This window comes from Clostridium sp. (assembly GCF_017888565.1).
Lineage (GTDB): Bacteria > Bacillota > Clostridia > Clostridiales > Clostridiaceae > Clostridium.
In genome coordinates this window covers 1-21,519 of sequence record NZ_JAGHFX010000080.1, presented here as the reverse complement: position 1 = coordinate 21,519, position 21,519 = coordinate 1, and the positions used below count along the sequence as shown (strand labels likewise).

Sequence of the window (21,519 nt, the reverse complement as noted above, 5' to 3'; positions counted from 1 at the left end):
TATGTCGAATATTCTTGACATATGTAGATTTTTTGATAGAATTAAGAAGTAAATTTAATATTGTAGATAGAGGTTGCAATAATTAATAGTAATATTAATGAGGTAAGCACGATGATTTAATATGAAAGGAATTGTTGCCGAAGTTTATAATTTTGCTTAAGGATTATAAACTGGTTTTGTATAAAATATATACAAAGCTGTCACAATAATTTGTGGGGAGCTATCTTTGTGTTTGTTTAAAGTTTGCAATAAATACAAGCCCAAAGAGTAATCTTTGGGCTTATTTTTTAGGAGAAAAATATGGAAAAGAAGCATATGAAAAAGGAAATTACTTTATTTATGGCTACTATGCTTGTGTGTGGAAATATGATAGGCTCAGGTGTATTTATGTTACCAGCAACATTAGCAGATGTGTCTGGACCAATAGCAACGATTATTGCTTGGATAATAACTACAGTAGGATCAATATTGATAGCTATATCATTTGCGAATTTAGGATCTAAATATCCATCTACAGGCGGAGCTTATCAGTATACAAAAGAAGCCTTTGGAGAATTTGCAGGTTTTTTAAGTGCTTGGTTATATTGGAATGGTTCATGGATTGGTAATGCAGCAATAATAGTAGCATTAGCTAGCTATAGTGCAGCAATAATCCCAGCACTTAATAACCCATTAGTATCAATAATATATACTAGTTCAATATTATGGATATTTACAATTATAAATATTGTCGGGGTTAAGAAAGCTGGAAAGATACAATCATTTGTAACAGTATTTAAAATTGTATTTTTTGGATTATTTGTAGTAGTAGCTTTTTTAAATTTTGATAGTGCTAATTTTCTACCATTAATGCCAGAAGGAAAAGGGCTTGAATCAATTCCTCTTGCTGCTACGTCTACTTTGTGGGCTTTTGTTGGATTAGAAAGTGCAACTGTAACTGCAGGTGAAATTAGTAACCCGGAAAAAAATGTGAGAAAGAGCACCATTTATGGAATGATAATATCAGCAATAATATATATTTTAATAAGTGTAGCTAGTATGGGAGCAATGCCGAATGGAGAACTAGCAACAAGCTCTGCACCTCTAACTGATATACTAACTAATGTTTTAGGTTCGGCAATAGGAAAGCCTTTAGCAATATCAGTGGTTATATGTATTTTAGGTACAACTATTGGTTGGTTATTGTCTACGGCAAGAGTTGCTTATGCAGCAGGGGAAGATGGTGTTTTTCCTAAAGGCTTTGGAAAGTTACATCCTAAATACTCAACACCTTCAAATGCTTTGGTAGTAGGATCAATACTTGTAAATATATTATTAATAATGAACTATCAAAAAAGTATGGTTTCAGCATTTACTTTTATAACTATACTTGCAACATTAGCATTTTTACCAGTATATCTTTTAACTGCATGTGCAGAAATTATGCTTATGTTTAAAGGTGAAAAAGAAATAACTTTAAAAATTTTCTTAAAGAAATCTTTTGTTCCTTTATTAGCATTTATATATACAATGTGGACTATATATGGCTCAGGTGCCGAAATTGTAATGTGGGGATTCATACTTATGTTACTTGGAGTTCCATTTTATATATATAACTACCATAAAAATAAAAAATCATTATAAATAAAATTAAAAGAATTAAAGACAAAGCTTATCTTTATAAGAATTAAGGATAAGCTTTATTTTATTGAAAAAATTTGATAATGTAAAAAAAATAATTATATGTTAGAATTAATAAGATATAAAAGTTTACATAAAAGGTGGTGGAGGTAAAAATGAGCAAAATAGATGAGATTTATAATGCTTTAAAAGAGTTAGAAGTAAAAAGTGATGAAGGAATAACAGCTAGTGAACTTAGTACTTTTATGGACTTAGACAGGGCCAATGTAAGCAGATATTTAAATCAGCTTTATAAGGACGGAGTTGTTAACAAAATAGAAGGTCATCCAGTTAAGTATAGCTGTGTAACTAAGAATGAAGAAAAAAAATCAAGAGAAATTAAGAAAGTCTATAAAGAGATTAAACGAAATACTCTTGACACATTAGTTGGAGCTAAATTAAGTTTGCAAATGCCAATTCAACAGGCAAAAGCTGCAATATTATATCCTCCAAGAGGATTACACACTTTAATTTTAGGTGAAACTGGTGTAGGAAAATCTATGTTTGCAGAAGCTATGTATAATTTTGCAATAGAATCAAATGTTATAGGAGAAGAAGCGTCTTTTGTTAGATTCAATTGTGCAGATTATGCAGATAATCCACAACTAGTTATGGCTCAGATATTTGGAGTAAAGAAAGGGGCTTATACAGGAGCTGATTCTGATAGAGATGGGCTACTAAAAAAAGCTCATGGTGGGATATTGTTTTTAGATGAAATTCATAGGTTATCTCCACAAGGTCAAGAAATGTTATTTACATATATAGATAAAGGACATTTTAGGGTGTTAGGAGATACAGAAAAGCTTGTCAATGTAGAAGCACAAATTATTGCAGCAACAACAGAAGATCCTCAATCATTCTTACTTAAAACTTTTAGTAGAAGAATACCTATGGTTATAACTTTACCATCATTAAAGGAAAAAAATATAAAAGAAAGATATTATTTGCTTAGAGAGTTTATAGAAAATGAATCCCAAAGAGTTTCAAAGAGTATTTATTTTAATAAAAATGCATTAATATCATTTTTATTATATGATTGTCCAAATAATATAGGTCAATTAAAAAGCGACCTTCAACTTTCTTGTGCAAGAGCATTTTTAAAATATAAAGCTAAAAATAAGGATTATATATTAGTTGATCAAGAAGATTTACATCAGAGAGTAAAAATGGGTCTTATGAAATTACAAGAGTATAGAGATGAAGTTGATGAAATATTAAACAATATGGGAGATGTTCTTAGATTTTCATATAGAGATAAAATTGCATTAATAGAAGATGGTCAAAACTTAGAAGAGCTTAAAGAAGGAGCTATGTTTTATGATAGAATTGAACAAAAAATAGAAGAATTAAAAAGTGATGGTATAGAAGAAAAAGAAATAGATGAGATATTAAATATTGATATTGAAAAATATTTTAGAAAATATATAAGGGATTTACCAGAAAAGTTTAGAAAAGATGAAATATCAAAAGTTGTTGATGTTGAAATAGTTGATTTAGTAGAAGAAATACTTTTATTTGCTTCTAAGAAGTTAAATAGAGACTATGATGAAAAAGTTTACTTTGGATTAGCACTTCATATTCAAGGAAGTTTAGAAAGAATAAGACAAGGTATAAAAATATTTCATCCTAAATTAAACTTTATTAGAGGAGAATATGCTAGAGAATTCATTGTATCAATGGAAGTAGCAAGTATAATAGATAAGAAGTTTAATATAGAAGTTCCATTGGATGAAATTGGTTATATAACAATGTTTTTAGCAACTAATCCATATGAACAAGATAAAGCAAAAGATGAAAAAGTGGCTGTACTAGTTATAATGCATGGACATTCTACTGCTTCTTCCATGGTAGAAGTAGCCAATTCCTTAATAGGTGAAGAGTACGTACAAGCATTAGATATGCCTTTAAGTATGAAAGCTGAGGATATGTATAAAATTGCTATAGAAAAAATAAAAGAAATCCATACTGGTAAGGGAGTTTTTCTTTTAGTTGATATGGGATCTTTAACTAATTTTGGAGATATGATAAAGGATGAAACTGATATTAAAGTAAAAACTATTGATATGGTTACAACTTTGTTAGTTATAGAAGCAGGAAGAAAAGCATTAAATGGAAGAGGTTTAAAAGAAATATATGAATCTTGTTTAGAAATTAAAAGGTATGGAATTCAAAGTGCTGCATCAAAAATAGATCAAAAGGAAAATATAATAATTACATCTTGTTTTACTGGGGATGGTTCTGCACAAAGACTAAAAGAAATAATAGAAAATAATATAAACAGCAAAACTAATATTAAAATTCATGCACTTAATATACTAGACAAAGATGATTTTTATAGTAATATAGGATCTTTAAATCAAAAATATAATATACTCGCTATTGTTGGGGTTATGAATACTTATGTACCTAATATACCATTTATTTCAGCAGCAGATATTTTGTCAGGAGAAGGAATAGATGATTTAGAAAAACTTATATCACAAGAAGAAGAATATTATAAAATAATAGAAAGTATGGAAAAACAAATAAATAATATTGATTCATATAAACTTATAAGAGATATAAGAAAAACATTAATTAATATAGAGGAACATTTAAATATTAAATTAATACATGAAGTGAAAATAGGAATCTTAATTCATATTTCATTCTTAATAGATAAGCTAAATAAAGGTGGAAAAGAAACACCATTTGTAATGCTTAATGAATTTAGACATTCAAATAATAGAGAGTTTATATTAATAAAACAATGCTTAAAGCTTCTTGAAGAGAATTATAGTGTAAACATTGGAGAAAATGAATTGGCCCATATAGTTAAAATGGTAGTTAATAATAAGACATCTGTGTAAAAATAGAGATTAATAGATGTTGTTTTTAAAAGTGTGTAATTCATTGTTACACACTAAAAAAATTATTTATAATTTTGGAATTAAGTAAATAAGCGGATTTGATAGCTATAATAATAAAAAAGTTTATATGATTTAATTTGGCATTAAAATTGCTATTAGATATAGTGTAAGGAATTATAGATATGAGGAGGTAATTTAAATGAAAAGAATATTACTTGTTTGTTCAGCAGGGATGTCAACATCTCTATTAGTTAGCAAGATGCAAGCAGCAGCTAAAGCACAAGGTATTGATTGTACTATAAATGCTGTTGGTGAGGCAGAATTAAAGAAACATGAAAATGAAATAGATGTATTATTATTAGGACCACAAGTTAGATTTTTATTAAGCAAAATGAAAGCAAAATTTGAACCAATAGGAGTTCCTGTAGAAGTAATTAACACAGTAGATTATGGAACAATGAACGGGGAAAAAGTTTTAAAACAAGCGCTTTCAATGAGCAGTAAGTAGTAATAATCGTAAAAGGGGTGTACCAATGGAAAAAATTATAATGGATCTAATAATCTTTAGTGGTGAAGCTAGAAGCTATGCAATGGAAGCAATGCAATTAGCTAAAAATGGACAAATTGATGAAGCAAGAGAATTACTAGAAAAATCAAAAGAAACTTTAGGTGATGCCCATGCAACACAAACTAGTTTGATTCAAGGAGAAGCAGCAGGTGATAAATGTGAAGTATCATTATTACTAGTACATGCACAAGATCATTTAATGACATCAATAGTTGTAAAGGATTTAGCAGAAGAAATTATAGATCTTCATGAAAAGTTAAGTAAGGTGGAATGTAAAAATGAATAAGTTAGGAATTTCAATATATCCTAGCAATGCCTCAGTTAACGAGATAAAGGATTATATAAGACTTGCAGCAAAATATGGTTTTAAGAGAATATTTACATGCTTAATATCTGCAAGTGATAAAGACATTGATGTTGTTTTAAATGAATTTAAAGATATATTGTATATAGCTAATGAAAATGATATGGAAGTTATTGCAGATATAGATCCAACTGTATTTAATAAATTAAAGGCATCTATATTTGATTTAAGAGTATTTAAAGAAATGGGGCTATCAGGTATAAGGCTTGACATGGGGTTTAGTGGATATGAAGAATCTGTTATGACATTTAATGAGTATGGGTTAAAAATAGAATTAAATATTAGTAATGGAACAAAATATGTTGACAACATTCTTTCTTATAAAGCAAATTTAAATAATCTTTATGGTTGTCACAATTTTTATCCACATATTTATACAGGTTTATCTTATGAGAATTTTATAAATTCAAGTAAACAATTTAAAGAGTTAGGGATAAGAACAGCTGCTTTTGTGAATTCTCCTTCAGCTAAACATGGACCTTGGCCGGTATCAGAAGGACTATGTACTTTAGAAATGCATAGAGATTTGCCAATAGATGCACAAGCTAAACATTTATTTGCAACAGGATTAATTGATGATGTAATCATAGCAAATGCTTTTGCATGTGAGGATGAGCTTAAAGCATTAAGTGACTTAAACAAGGAAATGCTAGAATTTAATGTTGAATTAGTAGAGGGTATAAGGGATTTAGATAAGAAAATAGTTTTAGAAGAATTTCATTTTAACAGAGGAGATTCTTCAGAATACATGGCAAGAAGCACTCAAAGTAGAGTTAAGTACAAGGGAGAAAGCTTCCCGCCATACAATTTGGTAGATATAAAAAGAGGGGACATTTTAATTGATACGGATTTATACACTAGATATGCAGGAGAGTTACAAGTAGCTTTAAAAGATATGAAAAACACAGGAAAAACTAATGTAGTTGCAAAGATAGTTGAAGATGAAATTTTTCTATTAGATTATATAAAGCCGTGGAGTAAATTTTCATTTAAACTTAAGAAGTAAGTATAAATTAATCTAGTGATTAAAAAAATTCTGGCAAAACCAGAATTTTTTTTGTATAAGAATTTAAAATTAGAATAAAAAGATAATTAATAATATTAACATATTATTACACAAATAAGTTTTTTATCAATTTGTGTAATGGTATTACACAGATTAATAAAAATAAGTGTGTAAAAGGAATGTTACCTAAAAGCTAGATATAGTAAGGGTTTCAAGAAAAATAATGTTTTTTAAAACTTGGCACGCAAATTGCTTTATATATAAGCGAGAAAACAATATCAAATAAAACTTAATGTAAAGGATTTTAAAAATGTTATTAACTGATTTACTCTTTATAATGAAATTATGTATAAAAAATATTCTAAGGGGAAATCAGTAAATATAAACAAAAATTTAAGGGGGAATTTAAATGGAAAAATTCATTAACTTTATGGAACGTTATATGGTTCCAATAGCATCTAAAATAGGTGCTCAAAGACACTTAGTAGCTATACGTGACGGTTTTGCTACAATAATGCCACTTATGATTATTGGTTCTTTCGGTAATTTAATTCACAATTTTCCAATTAAGGCAGTTAAGGACATGTTTGCTTTAGGTGAGCCTTTACATTGGTTAGATGTAATAGCATTAAATATTTATGGTGGATCAATGTTCTTAATGGGACTATTTGCTGCAATATCTATAGGATATGCATTAGGTAAATCATATGATGTTGATGGATTTGCAACAGGAATAGTTACTTTATCATCAAGCTTAATATTAATAAATATGTTTGATTACAAAGCTCCAGTTACTTGGGGTGGATTTGATGCAGGAACACTTGGATGGGAACCTGGTCTATTTACAAAATGGCTTGGATCTTCAGGACTAATAACTATTTTAATAGTTACTTTAATTACAGGTACAATTTTTGCTAAGTTATCAAAAAACAAGAAGCTAGTTATTAAACTACCTGATGGTGTACCTCCAGCAGTAGCAAGATCATTCTCAGCTTTATTACCAACAATGATAACATTAACTTTAGTAGGTATTGTATATGGTATATTAGAAGCATTTGGATATCAAGAAGTTTATATGCATGTATATAACTTAATTTCAAAGCCATTAATGGGACTTGCAAATTCTTTACCAGTATTATTAGTATTAATATTAATACAACAACTTTTATGGTTCTTTGGATTACATGGATCAAATATATTAGCACCAGTTATAAATGGTATATTCCTTGCTTTAACAGCTGATAATATGGCAGCTATAGCAGCTGGTAATACAGAAGGAATTAATATTATAAATAGCCAATTCTTAGATTCATATGTTAACCTTGGAGGTTCAGGATTAACAGCAGCATTAATGATAGCTATGATAATTAAATCAAAGAGTGCGATAAATAAATCAATTAGAAATGTTGCAACAGGTCCAGCATTATTTAATATAAATGAACCAGTTATATTTGGTTTACCAATAGTATTAAATCCAACTTATATTATACCATTTATTTTAGCACCAATGGTATCAGCAGTTATAGCTTACACTTTTAGTGTAATTGGATTTGTAAATCCAGCATCAGCAGTAGTTCCATGGACTTGTCCACCAATAATATCTGCATTCTTAGCAACTGGTCAATGGCAAGGAGCAGCTGTAGCAGCAATTAACATTGCAGTTTCTGTATTAATTTACTTACCATTTGTTGCTTATGCTGATAAGAAGAACTTAGAAATGGAACAAGCAGATTCAGTAGCAGCAGCTTCTGTATCTCAATAAAATGCCCTATAAATAATATTATAAAATAAAATGAAAAGCAAAAGGGATAGTTTTAAACTATCCTTTTTGCACAAATTTTAGGAGGTTGTATTATGAGAGAAATTTTATATAAATTTACACATTTATTTACTTATGCAACTGAAGATAAAAATGATGAAAATGTTAAAAAAAGAAAATCAAAGGCAGTTACAAATATTTCTGCAATAATAAGTATTTTATTATTTTTATATTTATTAACAGGATTAAATTGATAATTATTCAATTTAATAATATAAATAATTTACTTCAATTAAGGGAAAATTATTATTGAGAAAACTTAAGGAGGTCATTTCTATGAAGTTTAAATCATTAATAATTCCTTTAACTATGGTAGCATTATTATCTGTTGGATGTAATAATAATGATGATAATAATAAGGCTAACGAAAATACACCACCTGTAACTGATAACAATGGTGGTACAGCTAATAACAATAATAATAGTGATACAGGCGAAAACAAAACAGACATGGTAACATCTCCATCACGAGTTAATGATGAAGCAAATTTATTTAGAGCTATTGGAGAAAGTTGGATTGTTATATTAGAAAATGACGTTAATACTACAAAGGAAATAGTATTAGATACAGGTTTTAAAAAGGCTGATAAAGACGATTCTAGTAAGATGGTGCCAGCATCACGTGTATTAGCATTATATAAAAGTGGAGAAAATAAAGTAAAAGAAGCTTCATATACTTTAACTACACCTAAATTAACAATTAAAGATGAAAATGCAAAAATAGAAGGTGGAGTAGTTAAGGGAGATGTATATGTTGAAGCTAATGGAGTAACATTAGAAGACGCAACAATTGATGGAAATGTTTACTTTAAAAATGAAGAAGCAAAAAATACATTCCATATGGATGAGAAGTCAAAAGTAGCAGGAACTATGGAAGTTAAATAAATATTTTAAGGATAAGTGTATCAGCACTTATCCTTTTTTTATAAAAATCTAGTAGGACTGTATATAAAGATACAGTCCTACTAGATTTTCCAGTGTTCTTTAAATTTAAGAACTTCATTTAAACTTTTAGTAGACATTTGTTGAGTTAACACTAGTTCATCTTCAAGTTCAGTCATCCTTTTTCCCAGAACTTGATCTAATACAGATAAATCATCTTGAAGTTTATCAATTACAGCAAATTTCTCAGATATTATATTTAATACGTGAGTTATATCATTTTTAAATTTATCTTGGTCAGATTTCATAACTTGGACTTCAGTTTGAAGCAAGGCCAAGTTGTGACTAGTGCTTAAAATAATATTCTTCATTTGATTTAATATTTTAGGTAATTGTTTAAGCATTTCATTTGTCTCTTGTAATGTAAGATCGCCATTACCATTTATGTGAGATGTTATATTCCCTAAATTTAAAACTTGATCTTCCAACATTTATCACCTCTTTATAATATATGCTTATAAATATATTAGGTACATATAAAATAAAAAAAGTCAAAATGATGGTTTAAATATGTATCAATTACTAGTTTATAATTATTTATATTTTTTAAACTTCAATAATATAAATAATACATAGGATAAATAAATTCAAGTAAGTTTAAAAATTCTTAATTAATCAATGTTATTAAAAAGGAACTTAATTTATTGTATAATAGTATATAGTCTTAAAGATAATATCTTAAGAAAAAAAGTATATGATTTTTGAAACAAATGTATTTACGGAGGAATCAATTTGGAAACTAAGGCTAATATAGTAGAAAAGGTAGATTTAAGGATAAAAAAACCTAAAAAGTTTATAGTTATTATGCATAATGATGATTTTACAACTATGGAATTTGTAGTTGCAATTTTAAGTGATATTTTTAATAGAAATATAGAAGAAGCAAACAAAATAATGATGGAAGTTCATAAAAATGGCAAGGGAGTAGCAGGAATATACCCGTATGATATAGCTATATCAAAAGCAACTAAGGCAATGACCCTTGCTAAGGAAGAAGGATTTCCATTTAAACTTACAGTAGAGGAGGAACAAAATGGATATTAGTAAAGTGGTTAGAGATATTTTGCTTAGATCATATAGTAATGCAAAAGAAAATAAAAATGAATATGTAACGCCAGAGCATTTATTATTAAGTGCACTAGAAGAAGATTATTTTATTGAAATAATAAAAAAATTAAATGGTGATGTTGAAGAATTAAAAAGTGACTTAGAAAGCTATATAGATGAGTATGTTGATAAAATAGCAGATGGAGAACCGGAAGAAAGCTTTGGTATAAGAAATATTTTAATTGTTGCAACTCAACAGGCAGCTTTTAGCGAGAGAAATGTTGTTGCACTAGAGCACATAATTGCAGCTATTTATGCTTTAAAAGATAGTTATGCAGTATTCTTTTTAGAAAAACAGGGAATAAGTAAGCAAGAATTGTTATTTGAACTTTCACATAATAAATCAGAAGAGGAAAATGTATCTAAAGATGCTATAAGGATAATTAGAGCAGACAAAGCTCGTGAAAAGTCAAATAAAAGTATAATAAATAGTTATTGTACAAATTTAGTAGATTATGTTTCACAAGAAGAAAGTGATCCTTTAATAGGTAGAAAAGATATAATAGATAGGACAATACAAATACTTTGTAGGAGAACTAAAAATAATCCTGTTCATATAGGAGAGCCAGGAGTTGGAAAAACTGCTATAACATTAGGCCTTGCAAAATTGATAAAGGAAGGAAATGTGCCAGATAAGCTTAAAAATGCGCAAATATTTTCTTTAGATATAGGAGCTATACTTGCAGGCACAAAGTATAGAGGAGATTTTGAAGAAAGAATAAAACAAATATTAGATGAAATAAAAACTTTTGAAAATCCTATCGTTTATATTGATGAAATTCATAATATAGTTGGAGCAGGAGCACTAAATGGAAGTTCTTTAGATGGTGGAAGCTTAATTAAAGGTTATTTATTAGAAGGTAAAATAAGATTCATTGGAGCAACTACTTTTGATGATTATAAGAAGTACTTCGAAAAAGATAAAGCACTTATAAGGAGATTTCAAGTAATTGAAGTAAAAGAAACAAGTATAAAAGAAACTATTAAAATATTAGAAGGTATTAAAGAAAATTTTGAAGAATACCATAAAGTAAAGTTTACAAATGAATCTTTAAAGGCTGCTGTTGATTTAAGTGCTAAGTATATCAATGATAGATTTTTACCAGATAAGGCAATTGATATAATAGATGAAGCAGGAGCATATGTAGATATTAATAGAGAAAATTATAAAGAAGGAATAGTAGATGAAAGTGTAATTGAAGAAATAATATCTAAAATTTGTCACATTCCTAAGCAAACAATTGAAAATACAGAAATAGAATCACTTAAAATTTTAGAAAGTGAACTTAAGAGAAATATTTTTGGTCAAAATCAGGCAATAGAAGAAGTTACAAGATGCATAAAGATGTCTAGGGCAGGATTAAATGATGATAATAAACCAGTTGCATCTATGTTGTTTGTTGGCCCTACAGGGGTAGGTAAAACTGAAATTTCAAGAGTTTTAGCTAAAACATTAGGTATTGATTTAGTAAGATTTGATATGAGTGAGTATGGAGAAAAACATGCAGCATCAAAACTTATAGGTTCTCCTCCTGGATATGTAGGATATGAAGAGGGAGGTCTTTTAACAGATACTATAAGGAAGAAGCCGAATTGTGTTTTACTTTTAGATGAAATAGAAAAGGCTCATTCAGATATTTTAGGAGTATTGCTTCAAGTCATGGACTATGCAACACTTACAGATAATAAAGGTCGAAAAGCAGATTTTAGAAATGTAATAATAATAATGACATCTAATGCTGGTGCTAGAGATATTGGTAAAAATCTTGTTGGATTTGCTAGGGATACAATAAAAATGGAAGCTATAAGTGATGAAGTTAAAAGAGCATTTACTCCTGAGTTTAGAAACAGGTTAGATAAGGTTGTAGTATTTAATCAAATAAATAAAGAAATGGCTAAGGATATAGCACAAAAAGAATTAAATAAATTTAAAGATAAGCTTACTAGTAAAAATGTAAACTTAGAATTTAGTAATGAATGTATAGATTTTATAACTGAAAAAGGAGTCTCTAAAGAATTTGGAGCAAGGGAAATTATAAGAGTTATAAATTCAGAGATAAAACCATTGTTAGTAGATGAGATATTGTTTGGAGAATTATCAAATGGTGGAAGCTGTAAGATAGTCATAAGTAATAGCAAATTTAAGATAGAAAAAATAAATTAATATATTAAGTAAGAAAAGATGGGGCTTTATCAAAATAAATTTTGGTATTAGACGATAACAGGGGAAGTTCTAATTCTAGCTTCTGTTGTTGCTCATATATAAATAATACACAAAAATTTTATTTAAGCTTAAAAACGTATTTAGGTAAGTAAAATCAATGGCTTAAAAGGGGCTCGCGAAACGCGAGCCCCTTTATAAATATAAGGGATTAACTTTTTTTGGCAGTAAAACTTATTTGAAATTGAATAAATTTTATAATAAATAGATTTCTGATACGGCGCAATCTGTTTTATTAGTTTAAAATCTTATTATGTACACAAATAAGAAAAACATATATAATGGTATTTGTTTTTAAATGAATATAAGAGGTGACACAGATGGATAAGGATATAAGCAAAATACAGGAAGATATAATAAAAAAGGATATAAGAAAAGTTGAAAAGCTGTGGAAGGATGTAGAAGAAAATAACACCCTAGAGTATCATTTAGATAGAATGACAAAAGATGAGCTGGTTAAAGTTGCTAGTAATTATTCTGTAAGAGGGATTACATCATTAAAAAAAGCAGATGCAGTAAATAAAGTGAAAGATGGAATAATAAATAATATTGATTATGTATTAGGATTACTTGATTTAGATGCATTTTTATACTTAGAAGAAATAATAAAATTAGATGGTAAAAAAGAATACTTTGGATCAGAACTTATCAATGCAAATTACTTTAGAAATAGAGGAATAATGTTTACTGGAATAGATCAGGGAAAGTTATACGTTATAACACCTAAAGAATTATGTGATATAATAAAAGATAAGTTAGATGATAACTTAAAAACTATTGCCAATAATAATTCTGATATTATAAAACTTTCGGCAGGACTTATATATTTTTATGGAGTTTTAACAATTGAAGAATTAAGTAGGATATTAGAGGAAGAATATAATTTTTATTTTGAGTATGAGAAATTAAAAAAGTTACTTTTAATTGGAGAAGAAGTAGGATTTGATTATCAAATAGAAGAAGATTATGTTTATCATATAGATGTTGAGAATCCTATTTTTATAATGGAAGAAAGAAATAATAATATAGATATAAATTTTGTAAAGTTTGATAGGAAAACTTTATTTAAAGCTGCAAAGCCTGATTATATAGAAGAAAATAAACAAGCAAATAAACTTGAGAAAGTGTTAAATGAGTTATTTGTTATAGATAAAAATATTTTAAGAGAAGAAATAGATAGTTTTTCTATAGCTATAAAAAATGAAGCACCATTAGATGAAGCAATAGACATCTTCTTGGAAGCTTATGAAATAGAAAGTGAAGAGGAAAATGAAATTCTTAAAGAAGAATTAAAGAAATTATCATTAGGTGTTAAAAGATGGACATTAAAGGGATTTACCCAAGGGGAAATTGATAATAAGAAAAAAACTATCGTAAATGAAGAGAAAATAGGAAGAAATGATCCATGCCCATGTGGAAGTAATAAAAAATATAAAAAGTGCTGTGGTAAATAAAAGGGGAGTTAAATATGATTTTTAAATATTTAATATTAGGATGGGGAATTATAGAGCTTATACTTGGAATAACTGTGTTATTAAAGAAAAAATTATTGATATTAGGATTTATAGTCGAAAGTTTTTCAATTTTGAATAATGAGTTTAATATTTCAAATATAAAAGATACAAAGACTTTTTCAAGGTGGCTTGGAGAAGTTGTAGTGTTAGAAGGTTCATTATATATATTTCTAGCATCTGCATCTATATTTTTTAAGATGAATTTATTAATTATCATTGTATTTATAATTCTTATTGAAATATTTTTCTTTAATGTTATAAATAAAGGAATCAGAAACTATATTAAATAAATATAAATGAGGTAAAAAGATGCAAGATAATAGATATCTTTTTGACAATTATATTAATATTGCTAGAAATTTTATAACAGAAAAAGAATATGCGAAAGCAGTGAAGTTTTATAAAAAAGCATATAGGTTTGAGCAAGGAAAAAAAGATATAGAACTTATATTAGATATGGCACTTTTATATGATAAATTAGGTTATAAAGATTTATCAGAAGAAAAATATAGAGAAGCTATTTTAATAGATGAAAAAGATGCAAGAGCTTATTATGGATTAGGGGTTCTATATGATGAAGATGGATTTTTGGAAGAAGCTATAGAATATTATAAAACTGCTATTAACTTAGATAATAATTATGATAGAGCATACTTTTATTTAGCTAATGCATATGACGAATTAAGTGATAAGGAAAATGCTATAAAATATTACAATAAGACATTACAATTAGTACCAAATGATTTGTGGGCAAATGCAAATTTAGGTTGTATTTATGAAGAACTAGGAGAGTATTCTAAAGCTTCAAAATACATGGATAATGCTTTGAAAATCGATCCTAATAATTTTAGAGTTCTATTTAATAAGGGAGTATTACTTAAAAATTTAGGAAGAGAAGAAGAGGCAAAAGAATATTATAAGAAGTCCATAGAAAAGAATCCATATTATCCATATAGCTACCTAAACCTATCAGTTTTATATAGAGAAAAAGATAATTTTAATAAAGCGATAGAGGTTATTACAGAAGGAATAGAAAATAATACTGATTCGAGCTTTTTATATTATAATAGAAGCTGTTTTTATGTTAATATAGGAGAGCTAAATAAAGCTTTTAAAGATTTAATTAAAAGTATAGAACTAAATAATTTATTTTTTGAATATATGATAAAAGATAAAGAATTAGATAAATTAAGAAATTTAAATGCATATAATGAATATTTAAAAAGTAAGCTATAGTAGCTTACTTTTTCATTTGAAATAGAATATTGTTAAATAAATAACTAAAAAATAAAAAGATGTTAGTAATTTTAGACAAAGTTCTAGTATTTATGATGTTTAATACGAAGATTTTTAAAATTTTTATTAAAAAACTTGTTAAATATATTACAAAAGTTGTGGGGAAGTAGTATTTATGGTAATATGGGAGTACAACCGTTAAAATATACGGATTATATAGTATATTTTAACGTTAAATACTTTAAATAAAAGTAGGAGGTTTTTTATAGTGTTAAGTAATCTTTTTGGTAATGCAAATGTTTCCAATAAATCATTTACATTAAATGATTCTAGCATATTAGAATTATCAAATGATAATTCTAAAGAATTAAATGCTAAAGAAATCGAAGAAAGCTTAGTTTTACTTTATGAAAATAATAAAGGTAAAAAAGTAATAATAAAAGCTTTTAGTTTTCAACCTAATTTAAATGGATATGGAACTATAGTAAGAGAAAGAAAAGAAGATTTAAAAAAAGGATTAGAAAAAATCAAATCAGTTTCTAAAGTCAAATTTGTAGTAGATGGAAAAAATAAAAATCTACAAGAGGCGCTAAAGGAATATGGAGAAGTTGTTAAAGTATCATCTATAACAGATCTATATGAAAGTAAATTAGCTTCTAAAGTATATAACGAAGAAAAAGATATAGTTATATACGATATTATTGAAATTGTTCAATTAGGACAAGCTTTAAATGGAAAAAATACTGAAACACTAGCTACTGTTTATGGAAGTTCTATAAATGGTGGAAAAGTTGTTGCGCTAAAAAAAGGAACAACATATAAAGAAGTTTTTGATGCATTGAATGGTAATGCTCAAGAACTTAAGAAAGTTATTAATGGTGGTAGTATAAATGGAACACCTGTATATAATTTAGATTCAGTGATAGAGGATACAACTAAAGGAATTTTATTCTTAACAGAAAAAGATTCGCCATCTGAAGAAAATTATAGCTGTATAAGATGTGGAAAATGCTTAAGAGTATGTCCAGAGGGATTAAATCCAATAAAATTAGTTGAACTTTCTAAAATAGGTGAAAAAGAAGAGTTTAAAAAGTTTGGTGGAGAAAAATGTATTGATTGTGGTTTATGTAGTTTTGCTTGTCCTTCTAATATAGAAATAGCACAAACTATTAAAACTGCAAAAACATTTAAATAGTAATAAAAATCTGAATAGGAGTGAAGAGAGTGGAAATTAAAAATCTTAAAATATCACCAGCACCTCATGTAAAAAAAGGTCTTGGGATTAATAAGATAATGCTTGATTTTATTATAGCATTAATTCCAGCATTATTTGCAGGAGTATATTTTTATAAGATTGATGCAGTTAAAGTAATAGTTGCAACTGTTGTAACTAGTATTATAGCAGAAGGACTTTGGAATAAGTTTGTAAAGAAGAAATCTTTTTTAACTGATTTAAGTCCAATAGTTTTAGGTATTATTTTAGCGCTTATTATGCCAACTTATGTTCCATTATGGATACCGATTGTAGGATCAATATTTGCAACAATTGTTGTTAAACAGTTTTTTGGTGGGCTTGGTCAAAACTTTATGAATCCAGCAGCAGCTACAAAAGCATTCTTAATTGCTTCATGGGCTGGAGTTATGGCAAAGCCAGCAACAGATGCAACATCAGCAGCGTCTGGGTCAACAGAAGTAGTAGTTCCTTTACTTGATAAAATTATAGGACAAGCAAATGGAAGTATAGGAGAAGTATCTATATTAGCGTTATGCATAGGTGGATTATACTTAGTATTAAGAGGAAGAATCAGCTTAAGAGGACCTATTGCATTTATAGCTTCAGCAATGATTATGTATAATATTTTTGAAAAAGACTTATTACTTCCTGGAGCATTTTTTGTAGCAGCTATATTTATGACTACAGATTATGGAACAACACCAATGACAAAGATAGGACAGTACATATTCGGAATAATATCAGGTGTTTGTGCTGCAATTATAGCTGTTAAGGGATTTAATCCGGAAGGACCTTATTATGCAATAATAATTACTAATTTATTTACTCCTCTTATAGAGTATTTTACAACAAAAAAAATAAAAGTTAAGAAGGAGGCTTAATATAATTATGAAAGAGAATTTTAAGCTAGGAGGAATCCTTCTAATTATAACTATGATTGCAGGTCTTTTACTTGGATTTGCAAATGATTTAACTAAGGAAGCAATTATAGAAAATTCAAAAGTAAGCAAAGAAGATTTAAGTTATATAATGCCTGAAGCACAAGGTATTCAAGATATGGATATGGAACTTGATGCTGAAGGAAATATAAAGGAAATATATGAAGCTGTAAATGGGAACGATGTAGTAGGATATGTTTTAAAGGTTACTAGTAAGGGATTCCATGGAGCAGTAGATTTTGTAGTAGGAATATCAAAAGATGATAAGGTTTCAGGAATAAAGGTATTAGCACATAGTGAAACACCAGGTCTTGGAGCAAAGATTTCAGAAGAGAAGTTTACTTCTAGATTTAAGGATAAGCCTGCAACAGGATATTTAGAAGTAGTTAAGGTAACTCCTAATAAGGATAATGAAGTAGAAGCTATATCAGGAGCTACAACTTCAAGTAAAGCATCTGTCAGCGCAGTAAATGAAGCTATAACTTTCTACTTAGAAAATATAAAGGGAGAAGAAGTAGCACCACAAGAAGAAACTGATGCAGATACAGGAGCTAGTGCAAATTAATAATAAATTAGGAGGAAGACAATGAATAAGTTAATTGAAAGATTAAAAAATGGGATAATTACTGAAAACCCGATTTTTGTTCAAGTTTTAGCTATGTGTCCTACTTTAGCAGTTACAACAAGTGCTAAAAATGCATTAGGTATGGGCCTAGCTTCAACTGTAGTTCTAATATTTTCTAATATGATGATTTCAGCAATAAGAAAATTAGTTCCAGATAAGATTAGAATACCAGCATATATAGTAGTTATTGCATCATTTGTTACAGTAGTTGATATGTTAATGCAAGGATATATTCCAAGTTTATATTCATCTTTAGGAATCTTTATACCATTAATAGTTGTTAACTGTATAATATTAGGTAGAGCAGAAGCTTATGCTTCAAAAAATCCAATTTTACCATCTATATTTGATGCAATTGGAATGGGGCTTGGATTTACTATTGCATTATTCTTAATAGGAACATTTAGAGAAATATTAGGAGCAGGGCAAATTTTAGGGATTCAAATAATACCTGAAAGTATTAAACCAGCTTCTATAATGATATTAGCACCGGGTGCATTCTTTACTTTAGGTGGACTTATGGTAGCTTTAAATGCTTATAATATAAGAAAAGCAGCAAAAACTGGTGAAGCAGTTAAGACACTAGAACATAGCTGTGGAAGCTGTTCAGGATGTGGAACAGGAAGCTGTGGTAGTAGTAATAATGGAATAGAAATAAAAGAAAATAAGAAAAACTAAGAGGGGTGTAACAAATGGAATTATTTATGATTTTCATAGCAGCGATGCTTGTAAATAACTTTGTACTTTCAAAATTCCTAGGGATATGTTCATTCCTTGGAGTTTCAAAGAAAAAAGATGCTGCAGTAGGTATGGGACTTGCAGTAACATTTGTTATGACGTTAGCTTCAATAATGTCATGGCTTGTATATAATGGAATATTAGTTCCATTAGAATTAGAATATTTAAAAACAATAGCTAATGTATTAGTAATTGCAGCTTTAGTTCAATTTGTTGAAATGGCAATGAAAAAATTATCTCCAGCTCTTCATAAAGCATTGGGAATATATTTACCGCTTATAACAACAAACTGTGCAGTTTTAGGTATGGCTACATTAAATATTCAAGAAGGATATAACTTTATAGAAGCTATAGTAAATGGACTAGGTGCTGCATCAGGATATATGTTATCGATAGTACTATTAGCTTTCATAAGAGAGAGAATAGATAATAATGAAAATATACCAGTTGTTCTAAGAGGGTTGCCAATTACATTATTTACAGCAGCATTAATGTCAATTGCCTTTTTAGGATTCCAAGGATTAATTCACTAGGAGGAGATTTAAAATGAATATTTTATTTGCAGCGTTAAGCTTAGGAATTCTAGGATTAATTTTTGGAGTGCTTTTAGGCTTTGCATCAAAGGCTTTTGAAGTTAAAGTTGATCCTAAGATACCTATGTTAAGGGAATGTTTACCAGGAGCAAACTGTGGGGGATGTGGTTTTGCTGGATGTGATGCTTATGCAGAAGCTGTTGTAACAGCTGGAGCAAGACCAAATTTATGTTCTGTAGGTGGAGCAAAAACTGCAGAAGATATTGGAAATGTATTGGGAATTAAGGTGGATACTACTGAAAAGATGACTGCCTTTGTAAAGTGTAATGGAAATTGTGATTCAGCTAAATCAAAATATGAGTTAGAAGGTGTAAGTGATTGTCTTACAGCATCATTAATGATTGATGGCGGATCAAAATCATGCTCTTATGGATGTCTAGGGCTTGGAAGTTGCGTTAGCGTTTGTGAGTTTGGAGCATTAGAAATCATAAATGGAATTGCTAAGGTTAACGTGGATAAATGTACAAACTGTGGAGCGTGTATAAATATATGTCCTAAAGGGCTTATTGAATCAGTTCCTGTTTCAAAGAAAGTAAGAGTAGAATGTAACAATATAGAAATAGGAAGACATGTTAAAGAAAATTGCTCAGCAGCATGTATAGGATGTAGACTATGTGAAAGAAACTGTCCTAAGGATGCTGTTCATGTAACTAATAATTTAGCTAAGGTTGATTATGATAAGTGCGTAAATTGCCAATTATGTACTAAAAAGTGTCCAACAGGTGCTATAAAAAATATATTTTTAAATTAAAATTAATAAATAATATAATAAAAAAAGTGGATTTTTTAAGAATCCACTTTTTTATTATATTTTTTAAAAGTTATATTAATAAATTATATGTTAAAAGGTACTTGGAAACAAAGCTAAATTTGTTTTAAAAAGGTATATATTTTAATTGAATTATGTTTAATTTATAAATAAAGAACGCGGACCGCCAGGATCAGCAGGAGCGCAAGGAGCAACAGTACAAATAAGTGGAAGTGCGCTTATAGCAGTTTTAAGTAAACCTTCTATATTAAGGTTACTAAATAGAACAGGTGAAACTGTTAATTATTTAGGATTATCAATACAAGCTAATATTGTAATTATAGAAGCAACAGTCTAAGCTTTTGTATACTATTAATGTAGGAGAATATAAATGTAGGAAATATAATTACTGGAGTAGCTGAAAATTTATCAATGCCTGTGGCATTAGAACTATTAGTATTAATTTTTACAGGAACAGTTACTGGTACCACTCTTACTGATACAGTAGGAGGATATGCAAGTGAAGGTATTTCTATAGAGTAATTGATAATATTAATTTGATATATTAATAAATTTTGTACAGAAGTTAGTTCTTCTGTGCATTTTTTTGTTTAAAAATAAAATTAAATTTTAAATTTATAATTAATAGAAGAATTAAACATCTATTTCTAGCAATTATATGAAAGTAAATACAAATTTAAGATAAACATAATTTGATTTTTTGAATATTATGTAATAAACAGTTAATTAGGAGGTGCAATAATTGGTTTGTAGAAATATATATACCTCAGAAGATACTTTTGTATTCAATAGACTAGTAAACAAAAATTTTTCTGATCTACCATATTTGGCAGTAGGATATAATTGTAGCAGTTATAGAAGACTTATAGGAGAATTTAGAACTTTAATGAGGTTCGATTTAGATGAATTTAATAAATCTACGTATTTTTCTGAAAGTAGTCTAATGCTTTATGTGACATCAGCAAACTTTACAAGCTGTAACAGAATAAAGATAGAGATATATAGAAATTTAGACTATTATGATGTAAATAATGTAACTGACTCAACAGCACCTAGAGCTATATATACAGGTATTAGTAAGATAATATCTCATACAGATGTTAATATGTATATAAGAATTAGTATAAAAGAATTAGTTAAAGGTTGGATTAATAATATTTTCCCTAATTATGGGATAACTATAAAAGTAAAAAATTCAAAGGAATATGTTGAATTTGCTTCTAGTAGATTAGGAAACGGCCCTTATTTAAAATTATGCCATAATAATATGGTACCAACAGGAGCAACAGGAGCAACAGGAGCAACAGGAGCAACAGGAGCAACAGGAGCAACAGGAG

The 21,519-nt window shown here is 28.2% G+C and carries 21 protein-coding genes and 1 riboswitch; of the genes, 20 read left to right on the top strand and 1 reads right to left on the bottom strand.

Annotated elements, in window-relative coordinates; all coding sequences use genetic code 11:
- Positions 1–59 precede the first annotated feature (59 nt).
- Positions 60–231: riboswitch (Lysine riboswitch) on the top strand.
- A 69-nt stretch (positions 232–300) separates the two neighbouring features.
- The 8 genes from J7M87_RS15075 to J7M87_RS15040 all read left to right on the top strand — a co-directional run bounded on the left by J7M87_RS15075 (position 301) and on the right by J7M87_RS15040 (position 9,150).
- Entirely contained in the window at positions 301–1,623 is a 1,323-nt protein-coding gene (locus J7M87_RS15075; RefSeq protein WP_291652122.1) for an amino acid permease, read from the top strand.
- A gap of 152 nt (positions 1,624–1,775) precedes the next feature.
- Complete coding sequence (locus J7M87_RS15070; protein WP_291652120.1) at positions 1,776–4,508, top strand: sigma-54-dependent transcriptional regulator; 2,733 nt, start codon at positions 1,776–1,778, stop codon at positions 4,506–4,508.
- A 199-nt stretch (positions 4,509–4,707) separates the two neighbouring features.
- The gene (locus tag J7M87_RS15065) at positions 4,708–5,016 is read left to right on the top strand and encodes a PTS sugar transporter subunit IIB (protein ID WP_008678226.1); all 309 of its coding nucleotides are present in this window, start codon (positions 4,708–4,710) and stop codon (positions 5,014–5,016) included.
- 25 nt (positions 5,017–5,041) lie between these two features.
- Positions 5,042–5,362, top strand: a complete 321-nt coding sequence (locus tag J7M87_RS15060; RefSeq protein WP_291652118.1) for a PTS lactose/cellobiose transporter subunit IIA — start codon at positions 5,042–5,044, stop codon at positions 5,360–5,362.
- Positions 5,355–6,446: a MupG family TIM beta-alpha barrel fold protein gene (locus J7M87_RS15055; RefSeq protein WP_291652117.1), complete on the top strand. Its 1,092-nt coding sequence runs from the start codon at positions 5,355–5,357 to the stop codon at positions 6,444–6,446. Before J7M87_RS15060 ends, J7M87_RS15055 begins: the two co-directional genes overlap by 8 nt.
- 409 nt (positions 6,447–6,855) lie before the next feature.
- Positions 6,856–8,208 carry a PTS transporter subunit EIIC gene (locus tag J7M87_RS15050; protein ID WP_291652115.1) on the top strand — a complete coding sequence of 451 codons (1,353 nt, stop codon included), beginning with the start codon at positions 6,856–6,858 and terminating at the stop codon, positions 8,206–8,208.
- A 92-nt stretch (positions 8,209–8,300) separates the two neighbouring features.
- On the top strand, positions 8,301–8,459 hold the full coding sequence (locus J7M87_RS15045; RefSeq protein ID WP_291652113.1) for a hypothetical protein: 159 nt from the start codon (positions 8,301–8,303) through the stop codon (positions 8,457–8,459).
- Between the two features lie 82 nt (positions 8,460–8,541).
- Complete coding sequence (locus tag J7M87_RS15040) at positions 8,542–9,150, top strand: hypothetical protein (RefSeq protein ID WP_291652111.1); 609 nt, start codon at positions 8,542–8,544, stop codon at positions 9,148–9,150.
- An 80-nt stretch (positions 9,151–9,230) separates the two neighbouring features.
- Here J7M87_RS15040 and J7M87_RS15035 read toward each other — a convergent pair whose 3' ends face one another.
- Positions 9,231–9,638, bottom strand: a complete 408-nt coding sequence (locus J7M87_RS15035) for a hypothetical protein (RefSeq protein WP_291652109.1) — start codon at positions 9,636–9,638, stop codon at positions 9,231–9,233.
- Positions 9,639–9,939: 301 nt separating this feature from the next.
- Here J7M87_RS15035 and J7M87_RS15030 point away from each other — a divergent pair, with 301 nt between their 5' ends.
- From J7M87_RS15030 to J7M87_RS14975, 12 genes are all read left to right on the top strand, one after another.
- Entirely contained in the window at positions 9,940–10,251 is a 312-nt protein-coding gene (locus J7M87_RS15030) for an ATP-dependent Clp protease adaptor ClpS (protein WP_291652107.1), read from the top strand.
- A complete protein-coding gene (gene clpA, locus J7M87_RS15025; RefSeq protein ID WP_291652105.1) occupies positions 10,241–12,478 on the top strand; it encodes an ATP-dependent Clp protease ATP-binding subunit ClpA in 2,238 nt (745 codons plus the stop codon). The genes J7M87_RS15030 and clpA overlap by 11 nt, the downstream gene beginning before the upstream one ends.
- 377 nt (positions 12,479–12,855) lie before the next feature.
- Complete coding sequence (locus tag J7M87_RS15020; protein WP_291652103.1) at positions 12,856–13,989, top strand: SEC-C metal-binding domain-containing protein; 1,134 nt, start codon at positions 12,856–12,858, stop codon at positions 13,987–13,989.
- Between the two features lie 14 nt (positions 13,990–14,003).
- Positions 14,004–14,339: a hypothetical protein gene (locus J7M87_RS15015; RefSeq protein WP_291652100.1), complete on the top strand. Its 336-nt coding sequence runs from the start codon at positions 14,004–14,006 to the stop codon at positions 14,337–14,339.
- A 19-nt stretch (positions 14,340–14,358) separates the two neighbouring features.
- A complete protein-coding gene (locus tag J7M87_RS15010) occupies positions 14,359–15,285 on the top strand; it encodes a tetratricopeptide repeat protein (RefSeq protein WP_291652098.1) in 927 nt (308 codons plus the stop codon).
- A gap of 268 nt (positions 15,286–15,553) precedes the next feature.
- Positions 15,554–16,480: a 4Fe-4S dicluster domain-containing protein gene (locus tag J7M87_RS15005; protein ID WP_291652096.1), complete on the top strand. Its 927-nt coding sequence runs from the start codon at positions 15,554–15,556 to the stop codon at positions 16,478–16,480.
- 29 nt (positions 16,481–16,509) lie between these two features.
- Positions 16,510–17,400: an RnfABCDGE type electron transport complex subunit D gene (locus J7M87_RS15000; RefSeq protein ID WP_291652094.1), complete on the top strand. Its 891-nt coding sequence runs from the start codon at positions 16,510–16,512 to the stop codon at positions 17,398–17,400.
- Positions 17,401–17,407: 7 nt separating this feature from the next.
- Positions 17,408–18,022 carry an RnfABCDGE type electron transport complex subunit G gene (locus J7M87_RS14995; protein WP_291652092.1) on the top strand — a complete coding sequence of 205 codons (615 nt, stop codon included), beginning with the start codon at positions 17,408–17,410 and terminating at the stop codon, positions 18,020–18,022.
- 21 nt (positions 18,023–18,043) lie between these two features.
- Positions 18,044–18,760: an electron transport complex subunit E gene (locus tag J7M87_RS14990; protein WP_291652089.1), complete on the top strand. Its 717-nt coding sequence runs from the start codon at positions 18,044–18,046 to the stop codon at positions 18,758–18,760.
- Positions 18,761–18,774: 14 nt separating this feature from the next.
- Positions 18,775–19,353 (top strand): electron transport complex subunit RsxA, encoded by a 579-nt coding sequence (rsxA, locus tag J7M87_RS14985; protein WP_008678244.1) that lies wholly within the window; start codon positions 18,775–18,777, stop codon positions 19,351–19,353.
- Positions 19,354–19,366: 13 nt separating this feature from the next.
- The gene (locus tag J7M87_RS14980) at positions 19,367–20,164 is read left to right on the top strand and encodes an RnfABCDGE type electron transport complex subunit B (RefSeq protein ID WP_291652087.1); all 798 of its coding nucleotides are present in this window, start codon (positions 19,367–19,369) and stop codon (positions 20,162–20,164) included.
- Between the two features lie 760 nt (positions 20,165–20,924).
- Positions 20,925–21,519 (top strand): DNRLRE domain-containing protein (locus tag J7M87_RS14975; protein WP_291652085.1); only part of this gene is annotated, 595 nt, incomplete at its 3' end.

Excerpts from the sequence above, each read along its gene's own strand:
- J7M87_RS14995 (WP_291652092.1), top strand. The coding sequence starts at position 17,408 with ATGAAAGAGAATTTTAAGCTAGGAGGAATCCTTCTAATTATAACTATG.
- J7M87_RS15040 (WP_291652111.1), top strand. The coding sequence starts at position 8,542 with ATGAAGTTTAAATCATTAATAATTCCTTTAACTATGGTAGCATTATTA.
- J7M87_RS15015 (WP_291652100.1), top strand. The coding sequence starts at position 14,004 with ATGATTTTTAAATATTTAATATTAGGATGGGGAATTATAGAGCTTATA.
- J7M87_RS15070 (WP_291652120.1), top strand. The coding sequence starts at position 1,776 with ATGAGCAAAATAGATGAGATTTATAATGCTTTAAAAGAGTTAGAAGTA.
- J7M87_RS14990 (WP_291652089.1), top strand. The coding sequence starts at position 18,044 with ATGAATAAGTTAATTGAAAGATTAAAAAATGGGATAATTACTGAAAAC.
- clpA (WP_291652105.1), top strand. The coding sequence starts at position 10,241 with ATGGATATTAGTAAAGTGGTTAGAGATATTTTGCTTAGATCATATAGT.
- J7M87_RS15045 (WP_291652113.1), top strand. The coding sequence starts at position 8,301 with ATGAGAGAAATTTTATATAAATTTACACATTTATTTACTTATGCAACT.
- J7M87_RS15020 (WP_291652103.1), top strand. The coding sequence starts at position 12,856 with ATGGATAAGGATATAAGCAAAATACAGGAAGATATAATAAAAAAGGAT.
- J7M87_RS15055 (WP_291652117.1), top strand. The coding sequence starts at position 5,355 with ATGAATAAGTTAGGAATTTCAATATATCCTAGCAATGCCTCAGTTAAC.
- rsxA (WP_008678244.1), top strand. The coding sequence starts at position 18,775 with ATGGAATTATTTATGATTTTCATAGCAGCGATGCTTGTAAATAACTTT.
- J7M87_RS15060 (WP_291652118.1), top strand. The coding sequence starts at position 5,042 with ATGGAAAAAATTATAATGGATCTAATAATCTTTAGTGGTGAAGCTAGA.
- J7M87_RS15010 (WP_291652098.1), top strand. The coding sequence starts at position 14,359 with ATGCAAGATAATAGATATCTTTTTGACAATTATATTAATATTGCTAGA.
- J7M87_RS14980 (WP_291652087.1), top strand. The coding sequence starts at position 19,367 with ATGAATATTTTATTTGCAGCGTTAAGCTTAGGAATTCTAGGATTAATT.
- J7M87_RS15075 (WP_291652122.1), top strand. The coding sequence starts at position 301 with ATGGAAAAGAAGCATATGAAAAAGGAAATTACTTTATTTATGGCTACT.
- J7M87_RS15035 (WP_291652109.1), bottom strand. The coding sequence starts at position 9,638 with ATGTTGGAAGATCAAGTTTTAAATTTAGGGAATATAACATCTCACATA.
- J7M87_RS15065 (WP_008678226.1), top strand. The coding sequence starts at position 4,708 with ATGAAAAGAATATTACTTGTTTGTTCAGCAGGGATGTCAACATCTCTA.
- J7M87_RS15050 (WP_291652115.1), top strand. The coding sequence starts at position 6,856 with ATGGAAAAATTCATTAACTTTATGGAACGTTATATGGTTCCAATAGCA.